Raw genomic sequence first — 23,912 nt, forward strand, 5'->3', positions numbered from 1 at the left:
GAGACGCACCACGGCCCCCACCTCTTCGGCGGGGGCCGTGTCTGTGCGATCTGGCTGCTGTCAGCGGCGAGGCATCAGAGCCGAACGCCCTGGGCCAGCATCCAGACGTAGGGGTCCTTGGACGAGTAGACGTCCCCAGGAGCGGCGCCCGCCGGATACCACTCGAAGTGGAGGTGCGGGCCGAAGGTGCGGCCGGTCATGCCGACCACGCCGACGAGCGTGCCGGCCTTGACCTGCTGGCCGGGGCTCACGGCCGTGCTGGCCATGTGGGCGTAGAGCGTGTGGCTGCCGTCGGCGTGCTTGACCACGACGTGGATGCCGGCCCAGCCGGCGCCCGAGGCGGGGCCCACCACGACGCCGTCGGCGGCCGCACGGATCGGGGTGCCGATCGGGGCCGAGAGGTCCATGCCGGTGTGGTAGCGCGACCAGGAGCCGACCGCACCCCAGCGGGCGGCGATGGAGTAGCTGCCGCCGGAGATGGGGCTGGTGCCGCCGCCGGCGCCCAGCTGGGCGGCGTCGAACTCGTGGTCGGGCTCGTCCGAGGTGGTCTCGGCGGTCCCGGTGTCCTCGGTGGGGCTCTCGCTGACGAGGGTGCCCGTGGCCTGCTCGGCCTTGCGGCGCTCCTCCTCGGCCTTCTTCTTCTCCTCGGCGGCCTTCTTCTCGGCGGCCTTCTTCTCCTCGGCCTTGATCCGCTCGTCCTCGGCCTCGATGGCCTCGGTGGTCGACTCGAGCTCCTCGGCCCGGTCGTCCTGGATCGCCTTGCGGGAGGTGGTGACCACCTTGTCGTCGACCTTGAGCAGCTCGCTCTGACGCTCGGCCACCTCCTTGGCGGCGATGGCCTTGTCCAGCTCGACCCGGACGGAGTTGCGGCTCTCGCGGTTGTCGCGGCCGCTGAAGGAGTCCAGCGTGCCGCCGTCGTCGCTGGCGTCGTCGGAGGAGGCGGCCTCGCGCTCGCTCGCCTGGGCGGCGGTCTGGTTGGCCTTGCTCAGGCCGGCGGCGCGCGGGGCGGGCTCGGCCCGGGTGACGTCAGGGCTGTCGGCGGTGAGGGAGGAGCGGGCGTCGACCTGGTTGGACTGCGCCGCGGAGGTGAGGCTGACCGAGCCGGCGACCCCGAGGCCGAGGACGGAGATCGCCAGGGCGGCCAGGCCGTGGGTGAGGATGCCGGAGGAGGAGGACGGCGCGGGAGGCGTCGGCGACTCGTCGGCGAGCGCCCTGCGAGCCTTGGCCCGGCGGAACGATCTTGCGGACACGCACTCTCCTCGGAACGACGACAACGGTGGTACCTCACGGCCTCGGGACCTGGGCAACCTGGTCGACGACAGCGACCTCTGTACCCCGTTGACCCCGACTGAGCCGCAACCTTAGCAATTCTCAGGTTCTCCTCCAAGTCCTGTGCGCAAGCGTGTGAGTCGGGTCACCCCGGGACCGCCCCGGCGACCGCGGTTAGGGTGGCTGACGTGAGCAACGACGTGCCGGCCGGACCCCTCGACGACGACGTCGAGGACACCGCAGCGAGCCCCGTCGAGCCGTCCTCCGAGGTGCGCCGACCGCCGATCCGGGTGGTGGTGGCCAAGCCCGGTCTGGACGGTCACGACCGGGGCGCCAAGGTCGTGGCCCGGGCCCTGCGCGACGCCGGCATGGAGGTCGTCTACACCGGGCTGCACCAGACCCCGGAGCAGATCGTGGCCACCGCGCTGGCCGAGGACGCCGACGCCATCGGCCTCTCGGTGCTCTCCGGGGCCCACATGACCGTGTTCCCCCGGGTGGTGGAGCTGCTGCGGGCCGAGGACGCCACCGACATCGTGGTCTTCGGGGGCGGCATCATCCCCGAGGCCGACCGGCAGCCGCTGGCCGAGCTGGGGGTGGCGCAGATCTTCACCCCGGGCGCGACGATGGCCGACATCGTGGCCTGGGTCGAGGCGAACTGCCGGACCCGCCGGAGCTGGTGAGCCGGCCCGTCCGGTCCCCGGTCGGGTAAGACCTCTGCACCGGGTGGGCTCATTGGCCGCCGTCCCGGTGCGGACGTTAGGCTCGACCACACGCAGCCGAGCAGCGACGCCCGCCTGCGTCGAGCGAGGCGTCCCCGGTGGGGACCGTCCGACTCTCCCGCCACGCGCGGGGTGCGCTCGATTCTCTCGGCCGGACGCGCCCCGACGGGCACGTCCGGCCCTGGACGGACAGGGGGCGAGAGCCCCCGGAATCAGGATGGAATCGTCGTGGATCTCTACGAATACCAGGCGCGCGACCTGTTCGAGGCGCATGGCGTACCGGTGCTCCGGGGCATCACCGTCACCACGCCGGAGGAGGCGGGGGCGGCTGCGGCCGAGCTCGGCACCCCCGTGGTCGTGGTGAAGGCCCAGGTGAAGACCGGTGGCCGTGGCAAGGCCGGTGGCGTCAAGGTCGCCAAGAGCCCCGCCGAGGCGGCGGAGAAGGCCGAGCAGATCCTGGGCCTGGACATCAAGGGCCACGTGGTGCAGAAGGTGATGGTCGCCGAGGGCGCCGACATCGCCGAGGAGTACTACTTCTCCCTGCTGCTGGACCGCGCCAACCGCACCTACCTGGCGATGTGCAGCGTCGAGGGCGGGATGGACATCGAGCAGCTGGCCGTGGAGCGCCCCGACGCCCTGGCCAAGGTCTCCGTGGACCCGGTGGTGGGCATCGACCGCGCCAAGGCCGACGAGATCGTCGCCGCCGCCGGTTTCGCCGAGGCCGACCGCGACCAGGTGGCCGAGGTGCTGATCACCCTGGGCAGGGTCTACGTCGAGAGCGACGCCACCCTGGTCGAGGTCAACCCGCTGGTGAAGACCGCCGACGGCACGATCCTGGCCCTGGACGGCAAGGTGACGCTGGACGAGAACGCGGAGTTCCGCCACCCCGAGCACGCCGAGCTGCACGACGTCGCCGCGGCCGACCCGCTGGAGCTGAAGGCCAAGGAGAAGGGCCTCAACTACGTCAAGCTGGACGGCTCGGTCGGCATCATCGGCAACGGCGCCGGGCTCGTGATGAGCACCCTGGACGTCGTCGCCTACGCCGGCGAGGAGTTCCCCGGCGCCCCCAAGCCGGCCAACTTCCTCGACATCGGCGGCGGCGCCAGCGCCGAGGTGATGGCCGACGGCCTGGAGATCATCCTGGGTGACGCCCAGGTCAAGAGCGTCTTCGTCAACGTCTTCGGCGGCATCACCGCATGCGACGCGGTGGCCAACGGCATCGTCCAGGCCTTCGAGATCCTCAAGGGCCACGGCGCGCAGGTGAAGCCGCTGGTCGTCCGGCTGGACGGCAACAACGCCGAGCTGGGGCGCCAGATCCTCACCGACGCGGACCTCCCCGGCCTGGAGCAGGTCGACACGATGGACGGTGCGGCCCGCCGCGCCGCCGAGCTGGCTACGAGCTGAAGGGCGACTGACATGGCTATCTTCCTGAATTCCGACTCCCGGGTCATCGTCCAGGGCATGACCGGCTCCGAGGGCATGAAGCACACCCAGCTCATGCTGAAGTCCGGCACCACCATCGTGGGCGGCGTGAACCCCAAGAAGGCCGGCCAGACGGTCGACTTCGAGGGCGGCGTGACCATCCCCGTCTTCGGCACCGTCGCGGAGGCCGTCGAGCAGGCCCGGGCCAACGTCTCGGTGATCTTCGTCCCGGCCCGTTTCACCAAGGCCGCGGCCGTGGAGGCCATCGAGGCCGGCATCCCGCTGGCCGTCGTCATCACCGAGGGCGTCCCCGTCAAGGACACCGCCGAGATCTGGAGCCTGGCCAAGGACAGCAGCACCCGGGTGATCGGCCCGAACTGCCCCGGTCTGATCACCCCCGGCACCTCCAACGCCGGCATCATCCCGGCCAGCATCACCAACGCCGGACGGATCGGGCTGGTCTCGAAGTCCGGCACGCTGACCTACCAGATGATGTACGAGCTGCGTGACTTCGGCATCTCCACGGCCGTCGGCATCGGTGGCGACCCGGTCATCGGGACGACCCACATCGACTGCCTGCAGGCGTTCCAGGACGACCCCGACACCGACGCCATCGTGATGATCGGCGAGATCGGCGGCGACGCCGAGGAGCGGGCGGCGGAGTACATCAAGGCCAACGTGACCAAGCCGGTCGTCGGCTACGTCGCCGGCTTCACCGCCCCCGAGGGCAAGACCATGGGCCACGCCGGCGCCATCGTCTCCGGCTCGGCCGGCACCGCGGCGGCCAAGAAGGAGGCCCTCGAGGCCGCCGGCGTCAAGGTCGGCAAGACCCCCAGCGAGACCGCCTCGCTGATGCGCGACATCATGGCCTCCCTGAGCGCCTGACCCCGCACGTCGCAGCGGCCCGCACCCCTCGGGGGTGCGGGCCGCTGCGACGTGCGGGCTGCGGGGCCGTGACCGCAGGGGTCGGGCGCCGAGCCCGGGGGAGGAGGGCGCTCAGGTGCCCTGGGTGGCGCGCTCGGCGGCCCGTCGCGCCAGCGCCGTCCACTCGCCGTCGTCGAAGTCGAAGTCCTCGTCGGCGGGGAGCACGAGGTAGACCACCTTGGTGTCGATGGTCACCAGGGCGATCCGGAAGCGGACCTTCTCGTCGTCACCGGCGGACTGGGTGACGGTGTAGGCGCTGCCGGCGATCTTCGACCGGCCGACCGTGCCCTCGACCGCGGTGCGGTCGGAGACCTCGGCGGTGCGCTGGTTGTCGGCGCACTCCTGCACGGAGCGGTCGAAGCGCTCCCGCAGCTCACCGGCCGCCCCGGCGTCCTCCATGGTCAGCACGACCTCGTCGAAGCCGAAGGGCTGCGGGGCCTCGGGGTCGTTGCTCAGCAGGTAGGTGACCTTGGCGCGGTCGGTCGGGCCGCTGACCGTGGAGGGGTCCATGCCCTCGCAGCGGCTGGTGGCGACCTTGAACTCCGACTCGACCGGGGTGCCACCCCACTCGCCCAGACCGGGCGTGATGCGGGGGACGTCGGCGCCGGCCAGGAAGCCGGCCTGCTCGGTGCCCAGCGGCGGGATGCTCTGGCGGGACTCGGCGTCGGTGGCGCAGCGACCGGCGGTGCGGCCGCACTGGCTGTTCACGACCTCGGCCGCGGCGGCCACCAGGCCGTCGTAGCGGACCGCGGAGTCCTGCTGGGCGACGTCGAACACGTTGACCATCCGGCCGGTGCGCACCAGCAGCAGCGCGTGGTGCACCCCCACCTCCTCCTGGACCACGGCCACCACGCCGCCGGCCTGGTTGCCGAGCTCGACCGGCGACCAGCCGCTGGCCAGCCACGCCGGCTGCTTGGCGCAGCCGCCGAGCTGGCCGAGACGGGCCTCGTAGACGCGCTGGGCGTCCTCGGCGGTGGGGAAGAGGTCGGCCTGGTGCAGCGCCGCGGTGCCCTTGTCGCTGGCCGTGGTCAGCGTCCGCAGCCGGGTCTGCTCCGGCGTGGGGAGACCGGCCTCGGAGCGCACCACGCAGGTGGCCTGGGGCGACTCCTCGGTGACGCCCTCGGTGTCGAGGGAGACCTTCCAGCCGGCGTCGGCCTGGATCAGCCTGGCGTCGGCGTCGGTCATCATCGAGGCCTCGCTGAGCACGGGCCGCGGCGTGGCCGAGGGGGTGCCGGTGGTGGGCGGCGGCGCCGTCACCTGGGGGCGCTGGTTGGCCCAGACGGCGAAGCCGACGGAGAGGCAGACGACCACGAGCAGGGCGGCGGCCGAGGCCAGCAGCCCCGTCCTCGTCCTCCGGTCCAGCTCGTGGCGGTGCGGCTCCTGCCACATCGGCGGCGGCGAGCTGGCGGAGCGCTCGACCTGGGAGGCGTGCGGCGCGACGGCGGGGCGGGGTTCGGCCGGGGCCGGCCCGGGACGTCCCCAGGGGGCGCCGATGGAGAGGCCCTCGCCCTGCGCCGCCGGGGCGGTGAAGGCGGGTCCGTGCTGCTCGGCGGTGGTGATCCGGACGTCGCGCGCCGGCGGGGCGGCGTCCTGGATGGCGACGGGGTCGGGGGTGCGCGGCCCGGTCGAGAGGGAGCCGGCGAAGGACTGCGCGGCGGGGGCGGCGTCCTCGGTCTCATCGGGCCACGGCTCGGCGCTGCGGCGGGCCCGCGAGGGGCTCTCCGAGGTCCGTGGCGTGGCGTCCTGAGGGGTCTGGTCGTCGTCGTCGGTCGAGAACAGCGCCCGACGTGGCCGGTGGCCCCCGGCGTCCTGGTCGACCACGCGTTCCCCCTTCTGCTCGATCAAAGTAGCCCACAGTAGTGGCCCGTCGGCCCAGGCCAAAACGCCCGAGCGTATCCAGCGGCTCGTCGCGGGGCCAAACTTTAGCCGCTCCGGGCGTGTCAGGCGATCCCGACGGCGGGGCCGGGGGACGATGAGGTGGTCATGACTCGTCCTCGCAGCAGCGTCCGCACCCGCGTCCCCCTGTCCCTCAGCGTCACCGAGGCGGGGACGGACCGGCCGGTCGGGGACCCCGACGAGGACCAGGTGTCGATGCCCTGGTGGGTTGCCGCCACCGGGGGCGGGGTGGCGGCCTGCGCGGTCGGCTGGATGGTGATCGCCGCCGTGGTCGTGGTCGGGTGGCTGGCCGACATGGTGGGTCCGATGAGCCTCCCGCTCCAGGTCGCCACCCAGTTCTGGTTCTCCGTGCACGGGGGGTGGGCCGCGCTGGGAGCCGGCAGCTGGACCGTGGTCCCGCTCGGCCCCACCCTGCTGCAGGTCCTGGTGGTCTCCACCGTCGCCGGGTTCGCCGCCCGTCAGCTGCCCCGCGGGGTGCCGCACCGGCTCCCCGCCGCGCTGCGTCTGGCCGGTCTGCTGACCGTGGCCTACGTGCTGCCGCTGTGCGCGGTCACCGTGCTGGTCGGGACGCCGGAGCAGGTGGCGCGCTGCCTGGGCGGGGGCACCGTGCTGGCCGGGGCGAGCGCCCTCTGGGGGGCCGTCCGCGGGCTGCGGGTACCGGCCCCCAGGAGGCTGCCCGGCTGGGCCCGCCGGCTCCCCGTCGCCGCGGCCTCCGCCCTCGGCGTGATGGCGCTGGTCGGCACCGGGGCGCTGGTGGCGGCCGTCGTGCTGCGCGCCGACGCCGTCTGGGCCATGACCAGCACCGCCGCGCCCGAGCCCGCTGCCGCAGCCGTGCTGGTGCTGGCCCAGCTGGCCTACCTGCCGAACCTGGTGCTCTGGGCGGTCAGCTACGTCCTCGGTGCGGGCTTCACCGTGGGCAGCGGCTCGCTGGTCTCGCCGATGGTCACCGAGCTGGGCCTGCTGCCGGGCTTCCCGGTGCTGGCCGCCCTGCCGGCGGAGGGCGTCGGTGACTGGGGGCGCGCGCTCTGGCTGCTCTCCGGCGTGCTGGCCGGCGGCGTCGCCGCCTTCGTGCTGATGGGCCGCCGACCGCCGGTGCGCGCCGACGTCAGCTCCCTGGCCGGTGGACTGGCCGGGGTGGCGGGCGGGCTGCTGGTCACCGCGGTGGCCGCCACCTCGCGGGGGAGCCTGGGCACCGGCAGGCTGGTCGACCTGGGTCCGCGGATGCCGGAGCTGGCGGTGATGGCCATCACCGTGATGGGTCTGGCGGGGTTGGTGGCCGGCCTCGTGGCCTGGCTGGTGGCCCGGGTGCGGGGCCGGCGGACGCCCGCCGACGACGACCGTCCGCACCGGCGGACCACCGCCGGTGAGACCGAGAGCACCGTCGTCCTCGGTCGTCGCCACTGACCGCTCCGCGGACCGCGAGCGCGGCCGGGTGCGTCGTCACCGCGCGGTCCTGGCGGCGACCACCTCGAGGTAGTGGGGGTTGTGCATGACCCCCAGCACGTTGCCGAAGGGGTCGACCACCGACGCCGTGGTGAACCCCTCCGCCCGCTCGGTGATCGGCTCGTACTCGTGGGCTCCCATCGCGAGCAGCCCGTCGACCGTGGCGGTGAGGTCGTCGACGTGCCAGAAGACCACCGCACCACCCGGGGGCTGCGTCGCGCCCGGCGGCGCGTACCGGCGGTCGATGAAGCCCAGCTCGTCGCCGTCGTCGCCGACCCGGAACTCGACGTAGGCCGGGGGCGCAGGTGGCTCGGGGAACGCGTAGTACGCCTCGGTGCCGAGCACCTCGGTGTACCAGTCGCGGGCCGCGGCCAGGTCGTCGGCGTAGAAGCTGACGGTGGCGAATCCTCTGAACACGCTGTGCTCCTCCGGGCTCGGTGGTGCCGGTCCGTGCTGGGAGCGTGGCTCGAGGACGTGGTCGGCTCCGCCCCACGGGTACCGCACCACTGTAGCCACGGGACGGTCCGCGACCAGGGCCTCCAGCAGTGAGGTGGGGGCCGGGCCCCGGTCACCTGCGGCGGGTCGCCGGACCGGTGGACCCGGGCGTCCGCCCGTTCCTCGCCGGAGGGCCCCACCCGACCCAGGCGATAGGGTCGCCGCGTGGTGGTGGAGGAGAGTCGACGGCCCCTGCGGCTGGTGGTCCTGGTCTCCGGCTCGGGCACCCTGCTGCAGTCGCTGCTGGACGCCGTCGCCGGAGGCCGGCTGGGCGCCCACGTGGTGGCGGTCGGCGCGGACCGTGACGGCGTCCTCGGTCTGCAGCGGGCCCGGTCCGCCGGGGTGCCGACCTTCGTCGTCCCGCTGGAGCGGGGGGCGGACCGGACGGCCTGGGACGCCCGGCTCACCGCCGAGACCGCCGCCCACGAGCCGGACCTGGTGGTCTGCGCCGGCTTCATGAAGCTGCTGGGCCCGGCGTTCCTGGAACGCTTCGGCGGCCGCACCATCAACTCCCACCCCGCTCTGCTGCCCAGCTTCCCCGGCATGCACGGACCGCGCGACGCCCTCGCCCACGGGGTGAAGGTCACCGGGGCCACCGTGTTCCTGGTGGACGCCGGCGTCGACACCGGCACGATCCTCGCCCAGCGGGCGGTGGACGTCCTCGACGAGGACACCGTGGAGACGCTGCACGAGCGGATCAAGGTGGTCGAGCGGGAGATCCTGGTCGAGACGGTGGCCGCCCTGGCCCCCGGCCCCGACGACGCCCCGGCCGGCACCGGCCGGGCGCACGAGTGAACGCCCGCCGCCTGCGGGCGCCCAGCGAGAGGGACGCGAGATGACCCAGACGGACCAGCCCGACCGGATCGCCCTGCGCCGGGCCCTGGTGTCGGTCTACGACAAGACCGGCCTGGTCGAGCTCGGCCGGGCGCTGCACGAGGCGGGGGTGGAGCTGGTCTCCACCGGGTCCACGGCACGCACCCTGGCCGAGGCCGGGCTGCCGGTGACGTCGGTGGAGCAGGTGACGGGCTTCGCCGAGTGCCTCGACGGCCGCGTCAAGACCCTGCACCCGCTGGTGCACGCCCCGATCCTGGCCGACCGCCGGCTGGCCAGCCACCGCGAGCAGCTGGCCGCGCTGGGTGCGGAGCCCTTCGACCTGGTGGTCAGCAACCTCTACCCGTTCACCGAGACCGTGGCCTCCGGCGCCACCCCCGACGAGTGCGTCGAGCAGATCGACATCGGCGGGCCGTCGATGGTGCGGGGCGCGGCCAAGAACCACCCGTCGGTGGCCATCGTCACCTCACCGGACCAGTACCCCGAGCTCGTGGCGGCGCTGGCCGAGGGCGGGTTCACCCTGACCCAGCGACGTCGGCTGGCCGCGGCCGCCTTCGCCCACACCGCCGCCTACGACGTGGCCGTCGCCTCCTGGTTCTCCTCCGGTCTCGGGGCCGCCGACGAGGAGGCCTTCCCGGTCTTCGCCGGTGCCACCTGGGAGCGCGCCTCGGTGCTGCGCTACGGCGAGAACCCGCACCAGGGCGCGGCCCTGTACCGCTCCCCGGGAGGGGCGGGGCTCGCGGGTGCGGAGCAGCTGCACGGCAAGGAGATGTCGTACAACAACTACGTCGACACCGACGCCGCCCTGCGCGCCGCCACCGACCACCAGGCACCGGCGGTGGCCATCATCAAGCACGCCAACCCGTGCGGCATCGCCGTCGGCGCCGACGTCGCCGAGGCCCACCGCCGGGCCCACGCCTGCGACCCGGTCTCGGCCTTCGGTGGCGTGATCGCGGTGAACCGGCCGGTCTCGGTGGAGATGGCGCGCCAGGTCGCCGAGGTGTTCACCGAGGTCGTGGTGGCCCCGGACTACGAGGACGGCGCGCTGGCGGTGCTGACCGCCAAGAAGAACATCCGGCTGCTGCGCTGCCCGGTCGGGGCGCGCTCGGACACCGAGATGCGGGCGGTCAGCGGCGGTCTGCTGCTGCAGCAGGTGGACCACGTGGACGCCGAGGGCGACGACCCGTCCTCCTGGACGCTGGCCGCCGGGCAGGCCGCCGACGAGGCGACCCTGGCCGACCTCGTCTTCGCCTGGCGGGCCTGCCGGGCGGTGAAGTCCAACGCGATCCTGCTGGCCGCCGACGGGGCCTCGGTGGGCATCGGCATGGGCCAGGTCAACCGGGTCGACTCCTGCCGGCTGGCGGTCGAGCGGGCCGGGACCGAGCGGGCCCGGGGCGCGGTGGCCGCCTCGGACGCCTTCTTCCCCTTCGCCGACGGGCCGCAGATCCTGCTGGACGCCGGGGTGCGGGCCATCGTCCAGCCCGGCGGGTCGGTGCGCGACGCGGAGACGGTCGCCGCGGCCGAGGCGGCCGGGGTGACCATGTACCTCACCGGCACCCGGCACTTCTTCCACTGAGCACGAGGGTGCGGGGTCCGGGCGTGCGGCGGGGGAGGCGACGTGGCTGAGCGGCGGACGCGCCGGCCGGTGTCGCGCTCGTTGCGCGCCGGCGGGCTGCTGGCGGTGACGGCGGCCTTCTGCGCCGGGCTCGCCGTGGTCGCCCTGGGTGAGTGGCGGATCGGGCTGTGGGTCTGCGCCGCCGCTCTGGGGCTCGGCGCCGTGGTGCGGCTGGTCGCCCCCGCCCGGGCGGTCGGGCTGCTGCGGGTGCGGCACCGGGCGGTGGACGTCCTGCTGCTGGCCGGGGGAGCGGTGGCCATCGCCGTGCTCGCCTGGTCCCGCTGAACCGCCGGCCGCGCACGAGTCGGGACGGAGCGAGGGCCGGACGCCTGTGGCGTCCGGCCCTCGGTGCTGCTGTGCGGGGAAGGGTCAGATCACATGCTGCCGCTGTAGAGCCCCATGGCCGCGGCGATGATCTGGAAGATGATGCTCAGGGCCAGCCAGACGCAGGCGACGATGATGCCGTTCTTGGCCTTGGGGTTCGGGACCCCGGCGTTCTTGGACTGCACGGCGGCCACGATGCAGAGGATCAGGCCGATGGTGGCCGTGCAGGGGATCACCGCGAGGATGAAGCCGATCTTGGCCAGGCCGATGCCGGGGGCCTCGGCACCGGGGACGCCCCCGGGCTGACCGCTGTAGGGGTTCTGGGGATCGCCAGGGTTCTGGCCGTAGGGGTTGCTCATGGGTGGAAGTGTGGCCTACGAGAGGGTCGTCCGGCCACGGACTCACCGGAAGTCGCCGGACCGATCCGTGAACGCTCCCGGGGGTCGGTCCTCCCGGCCTCCCGGACGGGTGCGAGCCAGGGCCGCGCACCCGTCCGGCCGGTCGGCTCAGATCAGGCCGAGGGAGGTGACGGCGTCACGCTCCTCGATGAGCTCGGCCACGCTGGCGTCGATCTTGCCGCGGGAGAACTCGTCGATCTCCAGGCCCTGGACGATGCTGTACTCCCCGCCGCTGACGGTGCAGGGGAAGGAGGAGATGATCCCCTCCGGCACCCCGTAGGAGCCGTCGCTGGGCACCGACATCGAGACCCACTGGCCCTCGGGGGTGCCCTGCACCCAGTCGCGCATGTGCTCGACGGTGGCATTGGCCGCCGAGGCCGCCGAGGAGGAGCCGCGGGCCTCGATGATCGCCGCACCGCGCTTCTGCACGGTGGGCAGGAAGTCGCCCTCGACCCAGGCCTGGTCGTCGATCAGCTCCGCGGCGTTGCGGCCGCCGACCTGGGTGTGGAACAGGTCGGGGTACTGGGTGGCGGAGTGGTTGCCCCAGATCGTCATGTGGGTGACGTCGGTGACGGGGACGCCGGCCTTCTGCGCGACCTGGGTCAGGGCGCGGTTGTGGTCCAGCCGGGTGAGGGCGTTGAAGCGGTGCTGGGGGATGTCGGGGGCGTTGCGCATCGCGATCAGGGCGTTGGTGTTGGCCGGGTTGCCGGTGATCAGCACCTTGACGTCGTCGGCGGCGTGGTCGTTCAGCGCCTTGCCCTGGGCGGTGAAGATGGCGCCGTTGGCCTCGAGGAGGTCACCGCGCTCCATGCCCTTGGTGCGCGGACGGGCGCCGACCAGCATGGCCAGGTTCACGCCGTCGAAGACGGTGTTCGCGTCGTCGCCGATCTGCACGTCGCTCAGCAGCGGGAAGGCGCAGTCGTCCAGCTCCATCACCACGCCCTCCAGCGCCTTCAGCGCCGGGGTGATCTCCAGCAGCCGCAGCTCCACGGGCTGGTCCGGGCCCAGCAGCGAGCCGCTGGCGATGCGGAACAGCAGGCTGTAGCAGATCTGCCCGGCGGCCCCGGTGACGGCCACCTTGACGGGTGCGTTGCTCACGTCTGACTCCTTCTGCGCCGGTCCGGCGCACGACCCCGGCGGCGTCGCCGCCCGCGTGGTTGGGCTGGCCCGGGTGACGGGCTCGCGGCTGACGCTAGCAATCACGGGGCGTCGCCGGGTACGCGGCCCGGGTCGCGGCCCACCCGCGCCGGTAGCGTGGCGCCGGCGCGCACCGGCCCCACGCAGCAGGTGCGAGGGGCCGGACGGGCAGGAGGACGACGTGCTGTCGAGAGAGCAGGCGCTGGCCGAGGTGCGCGCCCGGGTGGCGGCGTCACCGGGGAGGACCGTCTGGGTCGGCGTCGACGGCATGGGCGCCTCGGGCAAGACGACCTGGGCCGAGCAGCTGGTCGCCGCGCTGCCCGGGGCCGCGCTCGTGGGGGTGGACGACTTCGCCCGCCCGGGTGTGGCCACCTGGGACCACGGGCTGTTCACCCGCCAGGTCCTGCGGCCCCTGCTGGAGGGGCGCCCGGCCCGTTGGCGGCGGTGGGACTGGCGCTCCGGAAGTCCGGGTGGCTGGTGCTCGGCCGAGCCGGGTCACCCGGTGGTGGTCGAGGGGGTCTCGGCCACCGACACCGCGGTCCCGGTGCCCTGGGACGTCCTGGTCTGGGTCGAGGCGCCGGCGGAGGTGCGCCACGCCAGGGCCCTGGCCCGCGACGGCGAGACGGCCTGGCGCGAGCAGTGGTCGCGGGACTGGATCCCCAGCGAGGAGGCCTACCGGGCCCGCCAGCGTCCGGACCTGCGCGCCGACCTGGTCGTGGACGGCCGCTGACCCTGCCGCGCCGGGCTTCGCGCGGGCGTCCACGGCAGGGGCCGGCGTACGCCGCGACCACTATCGTGACGGCGTGAACGCGACCGTGGCCAACATCGCGCTGATCCTGCTCTTCACCGTGGTCGGCGGGGTCTTCGCCGCCGCGGAGATGTCGCTGGTGTCGCTGCGTGAGAGCCAGATCAAGAGCCTGTCCCACCGGGGGAAGCGCGGCCAGACCGTGGCCCGGCTGTCCGGCAACCCCAACCGCTTCCTCTCCGCGGTGCAGATCGGGGTGACCCTGTCGGGCTTCCTGTCCGCGGCCTTCGGCGGCGCCACCCTGCAGGGGGAGCTGTCACCGGTGCTGCAGGGGATGGGGCTGTCGGTCGCGGTGGCCGACGCCGTCGCGCTGGTGGGCATCACCGTGGTCATCTCCTACGTCTCGATCGTGCTCGGCGAGCTGACGGCCAAGCGGCTGGCGCTGCAGCGGGCCGAGGGGTTCGCCCTGGCGCTGGCTCCGCTGGTGGACCTGATCGCCACCCTGGCCCGGCCGGTGATCTGGCTGCTGGGGGCCTCCACCAACATCGCCGTGCGGCTGCTCGGCGGGGACCCGCGGGCCAGCCGCGAGGAGGTCAGCGACGAGGAGATCCGGGCGATGGTGCACACCTCGCTGACCCTGGGCCCGGAGGAGCGCCGGATCATGGACGAGGTCTTCTCCGCCGGGGAGCGGAGCCTGCGCGAGGTGATGGTGCCGCGCACCGAGGTGCAGTTCCTGGCCGGCACCACCCCGATCAGCCGGGCCGTCCGCGAGGTCCGCGACGCCCCCCACTCGCGCTACCCGGTGACGGGTCAGTCCACCGACGACGTGGTCGGCTTCGTCCACGTCCGCGACCTCTTCGACCCCGACGTGGCCACCCGGGGTGGTGCGGTGCAGCAGCTGGCCCGGCCGGTGGTGTCGATCCCCGACACCGTCCGGATCCTGCCCGCGCTGACCGAGATGCGACGGCGTTCGGCGCACCTGGCGGTGGTGCGCGACGAGTACGGGGGGACGGCCGGGATCGTCACCATGGAGGACCTGGTCGAGGAGCTGGTCGGCGACATCACCGACGAGTACGACGTGGTGCTGCCGGAGGCCCGGGCCAGCGCCGACACCGAGGTGGACGGCCTCACCACGCTGGAGGAGTTCAGCGAGAAGTTCGACCTGCTGCTGGACGAGGGCCCCTACGACACCGTGGCCGGCTGGTTCATGGCCCGGCTCGGTCGGCTGCCCCGGGCCGAGGACGAGCTGGAGGTCGAGCTCGGGCGGGCCGAGGCCGAGGACGGGTCCGCGGAGGTGACGGTGGTGTTCCGGGTGATCGAGGTGGACGGCCGGCGGGCGTCGCGCTTCTCCGTGCTGACCCGTCCACCCGCCGAGGAGCCCGCGGAGGTGGCGCCGTGACGACGGGGGACCGGGACCAGACTTCTCCCGGGTCGCCGTCCGCCGGGTCGCCGTCCGCCGGGTCGCCGGACGTGGTCCCGGCGCTGGCGGCGGCACGGCTCTCCGGTGAGGACCTGGAGCTGGTGGAGTGGGTCGCCGAGCCCGGTCCCGACGGCGGTGCGGTCTGGCAGGCGCCGCTGCACGTCCACCACGCCGACGACGAGGCCTGGTACGTGCTCAGCGGCCGGATGGTCTTCCGGCTCGGCCCCGACGTCGTGGAGGTGGGTCCCGGGGGCGCGGCGCTGGCGCGAGCCGGGGTCGCGCACACCTTCGGCGTGGTCGGCGACGAGCCGGCGCGCTACCTGCTGGTGATGACGCCCCGCGTCGCGCAGCTGGTGGCCACGCTGCACGACCCCGCCCTCGCCGCCGGACGGAGCGCCGCCCAGGTGTTCACCGACCACGCCAGCACCCTGCTGGGGTGAGCGTGGACCGTCCCGGCCCGCGGGGATCCCGGCAGCACCACGAGCCCGTGCCTGGAATGATGGCGGCCATGCCAGCCCGCGTGCTCTCCCTGACCCAGCCCACCGCCGACTCCCTGCACCTGGGGAACTACCTCGGGGCGCTGCGGCAGTGGGTGGCCCTGCAGGACGAGTACGAGGCCTTCTACGGGGTGGCCGACCTGCACGCGCTGACCGTCGAGGTGGAGCCGGCCCAGCTGACCGAGCGGACCCTGCGCAGCGCCGCCCAGTTCATCGCCGCCGGCATCGACCCGCAGCGCTCCCCGGTCTTCGCCCAGAGCCACGTGGGCGAGCACGCCCAGCTGGCCTGGGTGCTGAGCTGCCTGACCGGCTTCGGCCAGGCCAGCCGGATGACCCAGTTCAAGGACAAGTCGGCCAAGGTCGGCGCCGACAAGACCAACGTCGGGCTGTTCACCTACCCGGTCCTGATGGCCGCCGACATCCTGCTCTACCAGGCCGACCGGGTGCCCGTCGGTGAGGACCAGCGCCAGCACCTGGAGCTCACCCGCGACCTCGCCCAGCGCTTCAACCACCGCTACGGCGAGGTCTTCACGGTGCCCGAGCCGCACATCGTGAAGTCGGTCGGCAAGATCATGGACCTGCAGGACCCCACCTCGAAGATGAGCAAGAGCTCCTCCTCGCCGGCCGGCATCATCGAGCTGCTCGACGAGCCCAAGGTCAACGTCAAGAAGTTCAGGTCGGCCGTGACGGACTCCGGCACCGTCATCTCCTACGACGAGGAGGCCAAGCCCGGGGTGTCCAACCTGCTCAGCCTGCTGTCGGTGATGACCGGTGACCCGGTGGAGAAGCTCGTCGCCGACTTCGAGGGCAAGATGTACGGCCACCTCAAGGTGGCCGTGGCCGACGCCGTGATGGCGGAGGTCGTCCCGTTCCGCGAGCGCACCCTGGAGCTGATGCAGGAGCGCACCGAGCTGCAGCGGCTGCTGACCGAGGGGGCCGAGCGCGCCCGGGTGGTGGCGTCGAAGACACTGGCCGACGTGTACGACGCCGTCGGCCTGCTGCGCTGATCGGTCGAGGCGACGAGGACGGGGGAGGGGGCTGCGATGGAGCGCGACGACCCGGACGGTTCGCGGCTGCTGACCTCACGCGACGTCGGTGACCTGCTGAGCGCCGCCGTGGAGCACTCCGGCGGCCAGCTGGTCGACTGGCGGATGGAGCACGTCGACGCCAACCCCCAGCACTCCACCACCGCCACCTACAACGCCACCGTGCAGTGGCCCTTCGGCCGGCGCGAGGAGCTGCTCGGGGTGAGCGCCCGGGTCGGTGGACCGGCTCCCAGCGACGAGCGGGCCGAGATCTTCGCCGCCGGGTCGCGCCAGCTGGCCGTCTGGATCTACCCCAAGGACCCCGACCTGCCCGGGCTGGTGCGGGCGGCCTACCCCGCGGGCATGGCCGAGGTGCTGAACGAGCACCGGGTGCTGCCCTCCCCGGTGCGTCCGGAGCAGGTGGCGCTGGAGATGATCGCCTACCGCCCGCGCCGCCGGGCGGTGCTGCGGGCCACCGTGACCACCCCGGGCGGACCGGTGACCTTCTACGTCAAGGTGCTCCGTCGGCAGCTCTTCGCCGAGGTGGAGCGCCGTCACCTGATGCTGCTCGAGGTCGGCGTGCCCGCCCCCCCGGTGGCCGCCTCCACCTCCGACCACCTGCTGGTGCTGCGCGAGCTGTCCGGACGCCCGCTGGCCAAGGCCATCTTCGACCCGCACCCGCCGACGTCGGCCGAGCGCCTGATCGGGGTGCTGGACGCGATGCCGGCGGCGGTCAGCCAGCTGCAGCGCCGCCCGCCGTGGACGGACTCGGTGCAGCACTACACCGTGATGGTGCAGCGGGCGATGCCCGGCGAGCAGCGGCGGCTGGACTGGATCACCGCCGAGATCCAGTCCGGTCTGGCCGGCACCGCCCCCGGTGACGAGCCCACCCACGGGGACTTCCACGAGGGCCAGGTGCACGTCGACGGCGGCCGGGTCGTCGGGGTCCTCGACGTCGACACCATCGGCCCCGGCCGGCGGGTGGACGACCTGGCCTGCATGGTGGCCCACCTCTCCACGGTGCAGCGGATGAACACCGAGCAGGCCGCCCGGGTGCGCGCCCTGCTGGCCGGCTGGGTGCCCGTCTTCGACACCCGGGTCGACCCCACCGAGCTCCGGCTGCGGGCCGCCGCGGTGATCATCTCCCTGGCCACCGGCCCCTACCGCAGCCAGGAACCCCACTGGGAGCGCGAGACCTCCTTCATCATCGACGCCGCCGAGGCCCTGGTCCGCCAGGTCCGCTGAGCCCCTGGACGGCCGGCCCCCGGCAACGCAGGCCCGCGGACCCTCGCGGACGCCCGCGACGCCGCGCTGGTGCGACGTGGGGCCGGGTAGTCGCGGCCAGAGGTCGTACTGGACGTCGTGGGCGGCCGTGAGGCCACAAGTTGTGCACAGGTGGGGGGCGGGACGGGGTCACGGGAGGGTCCGCGGTGCGAGCGTGGAGCCGTGCACGCGCGGGTCGAGCCACCAGGAGAGCTGCTCCGGCACGCCCGGGGACGCGGGGGTGTCGTCTCCCGGGGAGAGGCCTCGGCGGCCGGGGTGGGGCGGCACTCGATCGCACGTCTGGTCCGCGACGGGAGGTGGGTGCCCCTCGGCCGGGGGCTCTACCTCACCGACGGACGTCCGAGCTGGAGCACCTGGGCCTGGGCGGGGGTCCGGGTGGCCGGGGAGGGGAGTCTGGTCGGGGGGTCGGCGGCCGGGCACCTGCACCAGCTGGTGGACCCACCTGAGGTGGTCGACGTGTGGGTGCCCGCACGCCCGCTGCCGCGCTCCGGCGACCGGTGGCGGTTCCGGCTCGACGTCGAGGGCCGGCGTCCGGCGCCGGGGGCTCTTCCGCTGCTCAGCCTGGAGGACGCCGTGCTGGACCTGGCGGGCGAGGTCGGCGAGCTGGACACGATCGACCTGGTGCACAAGGCGATGCGCCGGACCTCCCCCGGGCGGCTGCGACGGAGCATGGACAGCCGCTCCCGGGTGGCCCGCAGGTCGTTGCTGGCCAGCCTCCTCGAGGACGCCGTGGAGGGGGTCGAGTCACCGCTGGAGGCCCTCTACCGGACGAAGGTGGAACGCGCCCACCGTCTTCCGGCCGCCTCTCGGCAGCACCACTCGGTCGGGAACCGTCGGGATGTCGTGTACCTCGACCACGGTGTCGTGGTGGAGCTCGACGGCGTCAGGTGGCACCAGGAGCGGCGGCTGCGTGACATGCGACGGGACAACGCGCACCAGCTCCGAGGGGAGGTCACCCTGCGCTACGGCTGGCACGACACGTTCGGCCGTGCCTGTCTGGTGGCCGTGCAGGTCGCCACCGTGCTCCGCCAGCGCGGCTGGACGGCACCGTTCCGGCGCTGTCGCCAGTGCCCGGCGCCCTAGTGCGACGTGCTGCCGCGCAGTCCCGGCCCGACGTCGCACTGGCCGGGTCACGGCGTGGCGCTCAGGCGGGCTGGAGGTGGTGGTGGAGGAAGGTGAGGGTGGTGGCCCAGGCCCGGGCTGAGGCCTCGGGGTGGTGCCAGGGGCCGACGGAGTTGTCGAAGGCGTGGTCGGCGCCGGGGTGGCTCTCCCAGCGGGCGCCCTGCGGGGTCACGGCGTTGCGGACGAGGCGCTGGGCCTCGAGGTCGATGAAGGAGTCGGCCTCGCCGAAGTGGTGCAGGCTCGGCGCACCCACCTGCGGGGCCAGGTCGAGCAGGGAGGGCAGCGCGGAGCCGTAGTAGCTGACCAGGGCGGCCGGGGACGTCCGGGCCGCGACCGCGAAGGCCAGCCCGCCGCCGAAGCAGAACCCGAGCAGACCGACGCCGCCGCTCCCGGACGAGCGCAGCGACTCCACCGCGGCCGCACCGTCGGCCACCGCCGCCTCGAAGTCCAGCCGCCCGACCAGGCCCATGGCCTGCTCCAGCGCCTCCGGCCCGGCCTCCGTGATCTCCGGTGCAGCCCCCTCGGGGCCGAGCCGCCAGTAGAAGTGCGGCGCGAGCACGCCGTAGCCCTCCGCCGCGAGGTCCCGGCAGCGGCCCCGGATGTAGTCGGTGACCCCGAAGATCTCCTGGCAGACGACCACCGTGGCGGTCACCTCGCCCGAGGGCGCGAACCACTCGGCCGGCATCGGCCCGTCCGGCGTGGCGACCTGGATGATCTGGGAGTCCGTCATGGGCCGAGTGTGCCACCGCAGCCCCGGCTGCGGGACCGGAGCGCCGCGTGAGCCCGCCACCCGCCCCGTGGCAGCGTTCGGTGCCCCGTGCCCCGTGCCCCGTGCCCCGTGCCCGGTGCCCGGTGCCCGGTGCCCGTGTGCCCGTGTGCCCGGTGCCGGTGCCGGTGCCGGTGCCCGTGTCCTGGTGCGCGGTGCGCGGTGCCGGGGACGGGACGGGGTGGCATCATCGGCCGCGGGCGCCCGCCGGGGGCCCGAGCCGACGAGGAGGCCGACGTGCGCGACCAGACCGAGTCCGGCACCCCCTTCGCCGGCGTGTACGGCCCCGACGACCTCGCCGGCTTCGACCCGGCCGAGAAGCTGGGGGAGCCGGGCGCCTTCCCCTACACCCGCGGCGTGCACCCGACCATGTACACCTCCCGGCCCTGGACGATGCGCCAGTACGCCGGGTTCGGCACCGCCGCGGAGTCCAACGCCCGCTACCGCGAGCTGATCGCGCAGGGGACGGCCGGGCTGTCGGTGGCCTTCGACCTGCCGACCCAGATGGGCCACGACTCCGACGCCCCGCTGGCCGCCGGCGAGGTCGGCAAGGTCGGCGTGGCCATCGACTCGATCGAGGACATGCGGGTCCTCTTCGACGGCATCCCGCTGGGGGAGGTGTCGACGTCGATGACCATCAACGCCCCGGCCGCGGTGCTGCTGCTGCTCTACGAGCTGGTGGCCGAGGAGCAGGGCGTCCCTGCCGACCGGCTCACCGGGACCATCCAGAACGACGTGCTCAAGGAGTACATCGCCCGCGGCACGTACATCTTCCCGCCCGAGCCGTCGCTGCGGCTGGTGGCCGACACCTTCGCCTACTGCCAGCGGCGGCTGCCGCGCTGGAACACCATCTCCATCAGCGGCTACCACATGGCCGAGGCCGGGGCGACGCCCGCGCAGGAGATCGCCTTCACCCTGGCCGACGGGATCGCCTACGTGGAGGCGGCCCTGGCCGCTGGGCTGGAGGTCGACGAGTTCGCCCCGCGGCTGTCCTTCTTCTTCGTCGCGCGGACCACGCTGCTGGAGGAGGTGGCGAAGTTCCGCGCCGCACGCCGGATCTGGGCCCACGTGATGCGCGAGCGGTTCGGGGCCCGGCACCCCAAGAGCCTGATGCTGCGCTTCCACACCCAGACCGCGGGGGTCCAGCTGACCGCCCAGCAGCCCGAGGTCAACCTGGCCCGCGTCACCATCCAGGCCTTGGCGGCCGTCCTCGGCGGCACCCAGTCCCTGCACACCAACTCCTTCGACGAGGCGCTGGCGCTGCCCACCCAGAAGTCGGCGCGGCTGGCCCTGCGCACCCAGCAGGTGATCGCCCACGAGACCGACGTCACCTCCACCGTGGACCCCTTCGCCGGCTCCTACGTGGTGGAGAGCCTGACCGACGCGGTCGAGGCGGAGGCGCTCCGGCTGATGGCGGCGGTGGAGGAGCTCGGGGGTGCGGTGCGGGCCATCGAGGAGGGCTTCCAGAAGTCCGAGATCGAGCGGACGGCCTACCAGATCGCCCGTGAGATCGACGCCGGTGAGCGGGTGGTGGTCGGGGTGAACCGCTTCACCGTGGACGTCGAGGACCCCTACCAGCCGCTGCGGGTCGACCCCGTGCTGGAGCGCGAGCAGGTGGCCCGGCTGGTCCGGCTGCGGTCCGAGCGCGACCAGCCGGCCGTCGACCGGGCGCTGGAGGCGCTGGTCGCCGCGGCCGCGGGCACCACCAACGTGCTGGACCCGATGCGGGAGGCGCTGCGGCTGGGGGCCACGGTCGGGGAGGTGTGCAACGCGCTGCGCGGGGTCTGGGGCGTGCACAGCCCCCGCGAGACCTTCTGACGGAGCGGTCGTCGACCACGCCACCGGTTCGCCGTCGGGGCACCGTGTCCGGGTGGCGAAGCGGTTCCCGGGCGCCGGTCTGGCAGACTCGACGGGTCGTCGAGCCCTCCCAGGAGCAACCCCCTCGTGATCAACCAGCTGCAGGAAGCGATCCGTGAGGCCGCCTCGGGCTTCTCCGACGAGCTGATCAGCTTCCGTCGCGATCTGCACGCCCACCCCGAGGTCGGCTACAACGAGCGGCGCACCACGGCCCGGGTCAAGGAGCGGCTGGAGCGGGCCGGGCTGGAGCCGCAGGTGCTGCGGATGGGTACCGGGCTGCTCTGCGAGATCGCCCCGCGTGAGCCGGTGGCCCTGGTCGAGGGGGAGCGCCGGCCCAGCACGGTGGGGCTGCGCGCCGACATCGACGCCCTGCCGATCACCGACACCAAGGACGTCGCCTACGCCTCCACCACCGCGGGCGTCACCCACGCCTGCGGACACGACGTGCACACCACCGTGGTGGTCGGCGTCGGGCTGGTGCTGGCCCGGCTGCGGGAGCGCGGGCTGCTGCGCAACACCGTCCGGCTGATCTTCCAGCCCGCCGAGGAGGCCAGCCCCGGTGGGGCGCCGGAGGTGATCGCCGAGGGTGGTCTGATCGGCCTGGACGAGGTCTACGCGCTGCACTGCGACCCCCGCACCGACGTCGGGAAGCTGGCCCTGAAGAAGGGGGCGATCACCTCCGCCGCCGACCGGGTCCGGGTCACCCTGCGTGGTCCCGGCGGCCACACGTCCCGTCCGCACACCACCTCCGACGTGGTCACCGCGATGGGCACCGTGATCACCCAGACCCCGCTGGTGCTGTCCCGCCGGCTGGACCCGCGCAGCGGGACCTCGCTGATCTGGGGCCACGTCCAGGCCGGCACCGCCCCCAACGCCATCCCGCGCCACGGCGTCCTGTCCGGGACCATGCGCACCCTCACCGTGGAGGGCTGGCAGCAGGCCCGCACCTTGCTCCCGGAGGTGCTGGAGCACCTGGTCGCCCCCTACGACGTCTCCCTCGAGCTCGACCTCGACGAGGGCCTGCCGCCCACGGTCAACCACCCGGCCGGGGTGGACCGGATGATCGACGCCGCGCAGAGCCAGCTCGGCCCCGGCTCGGTCACCCGCACCGAGCAGTCCCTGGGCGGGGAGGACTTCTCCTGGATGCTGCAGAAGGTGCCGGGGGCGATGGCCCGGCTGGGGGTGCGCACCCCCGGGCGCACCGACTGGCCCGACATCCACCGTCCCGGGTTCGACGTGGACGAGCGCTGCATCGGCATCGGGGTCCAGGCCCTCAGCCGGCTGGCCGCCGTCGGCTCGGCCCGGCTGGAGTCCCGCGCCCCCTGAGCCCGACGTCCGGGTGACGCTTTGTCACAAGTGCGTATCCACTTGGCCCGGGGCCCCTCGCGAGGCAGACGCAGCCTCGTGGGCGGCGTTACAGTGCAGGCGCCTGATCGGACCCGGCCACGACATTCACGCGTGGGCAGGGGTCGTCAGCCGGAATCATCCACTCGAGAGGCCACCACCCGTGAAGAAGTTCCTCGCCGCGCCGGCCGTCATGGCCGCGTCCCTGCTCGCCCTGAGCGCCTGCGCCGAGCCGCCGGGCTCCGAGCCCGCCAGCAGCGGCGCCCCGTCGACCTCCGCCAGCGCCGGTGCTGGCGACGCCGCCTTCAAGGCCTGCATGGTGTCGGACTCCGGTGGCTTCGACGACAAGTCGTTCAACCAGACCTCCTACAAGGGGCTGACCGATGCGGCCGAGCAGCTGGGTGTGGAGACCGGTGAGGTGCAGTCCTCCACCGCCGCGGACTTCGACAAGAACGTCCAGGCCATGGTCGACGCCGACTGCAACATCATCGTCACCGTCGGCTTCCTGCTCAACGACGCCACCGCCGCCGCCGCCGAGGCCAACGAGGACATCGACTTCGCGATCGTCGACTCCAACCCCGAGGGCAGCGCGGACCTGGACAACCTGAAGCCGCTGCTGTTCAACACCGCCGAGTCCAGCTTCCTGGCCGGCTACCTCGCCGCGGGCATGTCCGAGACCGGCACCGTCGGCACCTTCGGCGGCGTGCAGATCCCGACCGTCACGATCTTCATGGACGGCTTCGCCCAGGGCGTGGCCCACCACAACGAGACCAAGGGCACCGACGTCAAGGTCATCGGCTGGAACTCCGAGTCCCAGGACGGCCAGTTCGTCCCCGGCGACGACCCGTTCCAGAACATCGCCGGTGGCAAGCAGACCGCCGAGACCCTGGTCAGCCAGGGTGCCGACATCCTGTTCCCCGTCGCCGGACCGGCCGGTGAGGGCGCCCTCCAGGTCGCCCAGTCCAGCGGTGGCGACGTGAACGCCATCTGGGTCGACACCGACGGCTGCGTCTCCGCCGAGCAGTACTGCGAGAACATCGTCTCCAGCGTCTACAAGGGCATGGACGTGGCCGTGTTCGACGCCATCGAGGCCAGCATGAACGACGAGTTCGACAACACCCCGTTCGTCGGGACCCTGGAGAACGAGGGCACCGGGCTGTCCCCGTTCAACCAGTTCGAGGACAAGGTGCCGGCCGAGCTGAAGACCGAGCTCGACCAGCTCAGGAGCGACATCGAGTCGGGCACCATCGAGATCGAGTCCGCGGCCCAGCCGAAGTGATCTGACCCTGCCGGCGGTCCGGGCCCACGTGGTCGGGGCCGCCGGCAGGTGCGTGACGGGCGGGTCGTGGACCGCTGGCGAGCCGGTCGGCGCGCCGCAC

The 23,912-nt window shown here is 73.5% G+C and carries 22 protein-coding genes; 16 read left to right on the plus strand and 6 right to left on the minus strand.

All coding sequences use genetic code 11. The features are described 5' to 3' along the window. Positions 1-74 precede the first annotated feature (74 nt). Positions 75-1,250, minus strand: a complete 1,176-nt coding sequence (locus tag BLT52_RS08710; protein WP_090592447.1) for a M23 family metallopeptidase — start codon at positions 1,248-1,250, stop codon at positions 75-77. Between the two features lie 207 nt (positions 1,251-1,457). On the opposite strand from BLT52_RS08710, the gene BLT52_RS08715 reads away from it, so the two are divergent. The 3 genes from BLT52_RS08715 to sucD all read left to right on the plus strand — a co-directional run bounded on the left by BLT52_RS08715 (position 1,458) and on the right by sucD (position 4,295). Further along, a complete protein-coding gene (locus BLT52_RS08715; RefSeq protein WP_231946566.1) occupies positions 1,458-1,949 on the plus strand; it encodes a cobalamin B12-binding domain-containing protein in 492 nt (163 codons plus the stop codon). A gap of 267 nt (positions 1,950-2,216) precedes the next feature. Further along, positions 2,217-3,392: an ADP-forming succinate--CoA ligase subunit beta gene (gene sucC, locus BLT52_RS08720; RefSeq protein ID WP_090592450.1), complete on the plus strand. Its 1,176-nt coding sequence runs from the start codon at positions 2,217-2,219 to the stop codon at positions 3,390-3,392. Positions 3,393-3,404: 12 nt separating this feature from the next. Further along, positions 3,405-4,295 (plus strand): succinate--CoA ligase subunit alpha, encoded by an 891-nt coding sequence (gene sucD, locus BLT52_RS08725; RefSeq protein ID WP_090592451.1) that lies wholly within the window; start codon positions 3,405-3,407, stop codon positions 4,293-4,295. Positions 4,296-4,406: 111 nt separating this feature from the next. Here the strand turns inward: sucD and BLT52_RS08730 are convergent, their stop codons facing one another. Further along, on the minus strand, positions 4,407-6,179 hold the full coding sequence (locus BLT52_RS08730) for a hypothetical protein (RefSeq protein ID WP_157677033.1): 1,773 nt from the start codon (positions 6,177-6,179) through the stop codon (positions 4,407-4,409). Positions 6,180-6,317: 138 nt separating this feature from the next. Here BLT52_RS08730 and BLT52_RS08735 point away from each other — a divergent pair, with 138 nt between their 5' ends. Beyond that, on the plus strand, positions 6,318-7,634 hold the full coding sequence (locus BLT52_RS08735; protein ID WP_090592456.1) for a cell division protein PerM: 1,317 nt from the start codon (positions 6,318-6,320) through the stop codon (positions 7,632-7,634). Between the two features lie 36 nt (positions 7,635-7,670). Here the strand turns inward: BLT52_RS08735 and BLT52_RS08740 are convergent, their stop codons facing one another. Beyond that, positions 7,671-8,090, minus strand: a complete 420-nt coding sequence (locus BLT52_RS08740; RefSeq protein WP_090596511.1) for a VOC family protein — start codon at positions 8,088-8,090, stop codon at positions 7,671-7,673. A 243-nt stretch (positions 8,091-8,333) separates the two neighbouring features. Between BLT52_RS08740 and purN the strand changes: the two genes are divergently transcribed. The 3 genes from purN to BLT52_RS08755 are packed head-to-tail and all read left to right on the plus strand — an operon-like array spanning position 8,334 to position 10,899. Continuing rightward, positions 8,334-8,963, plus strand: coding sequence for a phosphoribosylglycinamide formyltransferase (gene purN, locus BLT52_RS08745; protein WP_231946567.1), 630 nt, complete (start codon positions 8,334-8,336; stop codon positions 8,961-8,963). Between the two features lie 40 nt (positions 8,964-9,003). Next, entirely contained in the window at positions 9,004-10,575 is a 1,572-nt protein-coding gene (purH, locus tag BLT52_RS08750; protein ID WP_090592458.1) for a bifunctional phosphoribosylaminoimidazolecarboxamide formyltransferase/IMP cyclohydrolase, read from the plus strand. 42 nt (positions 10,576-10,617) lie between these two features. Next, positions 10,618-10,899, plus strand: a complete 282-nt coding sequence (locus BLT52_RS08755) for a DUF3017 domain-containing protein (RefSeq protein ID WP_090592461.1) — start codon at positions 10,618-10,620, stop codon at positions 10,897-10,899. 89 nt (positions 10,900-10,988) lie between these two features. Here BLT52_RS08755 and BLT52_RS08760 read toward each other — a convergent pair whose 3' ends face one another. Then, complete coding sequence (locus BLT52_RS08760; RefSeq protein WP_090592463.1) at positions 10,989-11,297, minus strand: hypothetical protein; 309 nt, start codon at positions 11,295-11,297, stop codon at positions 10,989-10,991. Between the two features lie 147 nt (positions 11,298-11,444). Then, the gene (locus tag BLT52_RS08765) at positions 11,445-12,434 is read right to left on the minus strand and encodes a malate dehydrogenase (protein ID WP_090592466.1); all 990 of its coding nucleotides are present in this window, start codon (positions 12,432-12,434) and stop codon (positions 11,445-11,447) included. Positions 12,435-12,654: 220 nt separating this feature from the next. Here BLT52_RS08765 and BLT52_RS08770 point away from each other — a divergent pair, with 220 nt between their 5' ends. The 6 genes from BLT52_RS08770 (at position 12,655) to BLT52_RS08795 (ending at position 18,527) form a co-directional block, all read left to right on the plus strand. After that, on the plus strand, positions 12,655-13,203 hold the full coding sequence (locus tag BLT52_RS08770; protein WP_090592467.1) for a uridine kinase family protein: 549 nt from the start codon (positions 12,655-12,657) through the stop codon (positions 13,201-13,203). 73 nt (positions 13,204-13,276) lie between these two features. Then, entirely contained in the window at positions 13,277-14,617 is a 1,341-nt protein-coding gene (locus BLT52_RS08775; RefSeq protein ID WP_090592470.1) for a hemolysin family protein, read from the plus strand. Then, on the plus strand, positions 14,614-15,078 hold the full coding sequence (locus BLT52_RS08780; protein ID WP_090592472.1) for a cupin domain-containing protein: 465 nt from the start codon (positions 14,614-14,616) through the stop codon (positions 15,076-15,078). The genes BLT52_RS08775 and BLT52_RS08780 overlap by 4 nt, the downstream gene beginning before the upstream one ends. Before the next feature lie 68 nt (positions 15,079-15,146). After that, positions 15,147-16,142 (plus strand): tryptophan--tRNA ligase, encoded by a 996-nt coding sequence (gene trpS, locus BLT52_RS08785; protein WP_231946568.1) that lies wholly within the window; start codon positions 15,147-15,149, stop codon positions 16,140-16,142. 36 nt (positions 16,143-16,178) lie between these two features. Beyond that, positions 16,179-17,405 carry a phosphotransferase gene (locus tag BLT52_RS08790; protein WP_090592474.1) on the plus strand — a complete coding sequence of 409 codons (1,227 nt, stop codon included), beginning with the start codon at positions 16,179-16,181 and terminating at the stop codon, positions 17,403-17,405. Positions 17,406-17,606: 201 nt separating this feature from the next. Beyond that, the gene (locus BLT52_RS08795; protein WP_157677034.1) at positions 17,607-18,527 is read left to right on the plus strand and encodes a type IV toxin-antitoxin system AbiEi family antitoxin domain-containing protein; all 921 of its coding nucleotides are present in this window, start codon (positions 17,607-17,609) and stop codon (positions 18,525-18,527) included. A 61-nt stretch (positions 18,528-18,588) separates the two neighbouring features. Here the strand turns inward: BLT52_RS08795 and BLT52_RS08800 are convergent, their stop codons facing one another. Continuing rightward, on the minus strand, positions 18,589-19,296 hold the full coding sequence (locus tag BLT52_RS08800) for a dienelactone hydrolase family protein (RefSeq protein ID WP_090592478.1): 708 nt from the start codon (positions 19,294-19,296) through the stop codon (positions 18,589-18,591). A gap of 273 nt (positions 19,297-19,569) precedes the next feature. Here BLT52_RS08800 and BLT52_RS08810 point away from each other — a divergent pair, with 273 nt between their 5' ends. The 3 genes from BLT52_RS08810 (at position 19,570) to BLT52_RS08820 (ending at position 23,812) form a co-directional block, all read left to right on the plus strand. Next, positions 19,570-21,150 carry an acyl-CoA mutase large subunit family protein gene (locus tag BLT52_RS08810; protein WP_090592482.1) on the plus strand — a complete coding sequence of 527 codons (1,581 nt, stop codon included), beginning with the start codon at positions 19,570-19,572 and terminating at the stop codon, positions 21,148-21,150. 126 nt (positions 21,151-21,276) lie between these two features. After that, positions 21,277-22,515 (plus strand): amidohydrolase, encoded by a 1,239-nt coding sequence (locus tag BLT52_RS08815; RefSeq protein ID WP_090592485.1) that lies wholly within the window; start codon positions 21,277-21,279, stop codon positions 22,513-22,515. Between the two features lie 181 nt (positions 22,516-22,696). Then, complete coding sequence (locus tag BLT52_RS08820) at positions 22,697-23,812, plus strand: BMP family lipoprotein (RefSeq protein ID WP_090592487.1); 1,116 nt, start codon at positions 22,697-22,699, stop codon at positions 23,810-23,812. The last annotated feature ends 100 nt before the right edge of the window (positions 23,813-23,912 follow it).

The organism is Auraticoccus monumenti, from assembly GCF_900101785.1.
Taxonomy (GTDB): domain Bacteria; phylum Actinomycetota; class Actinomycetes; order Propionibacteriales; family Propionibacteriaceae; genus Auraticoccus; species Auraticoccus monumenti.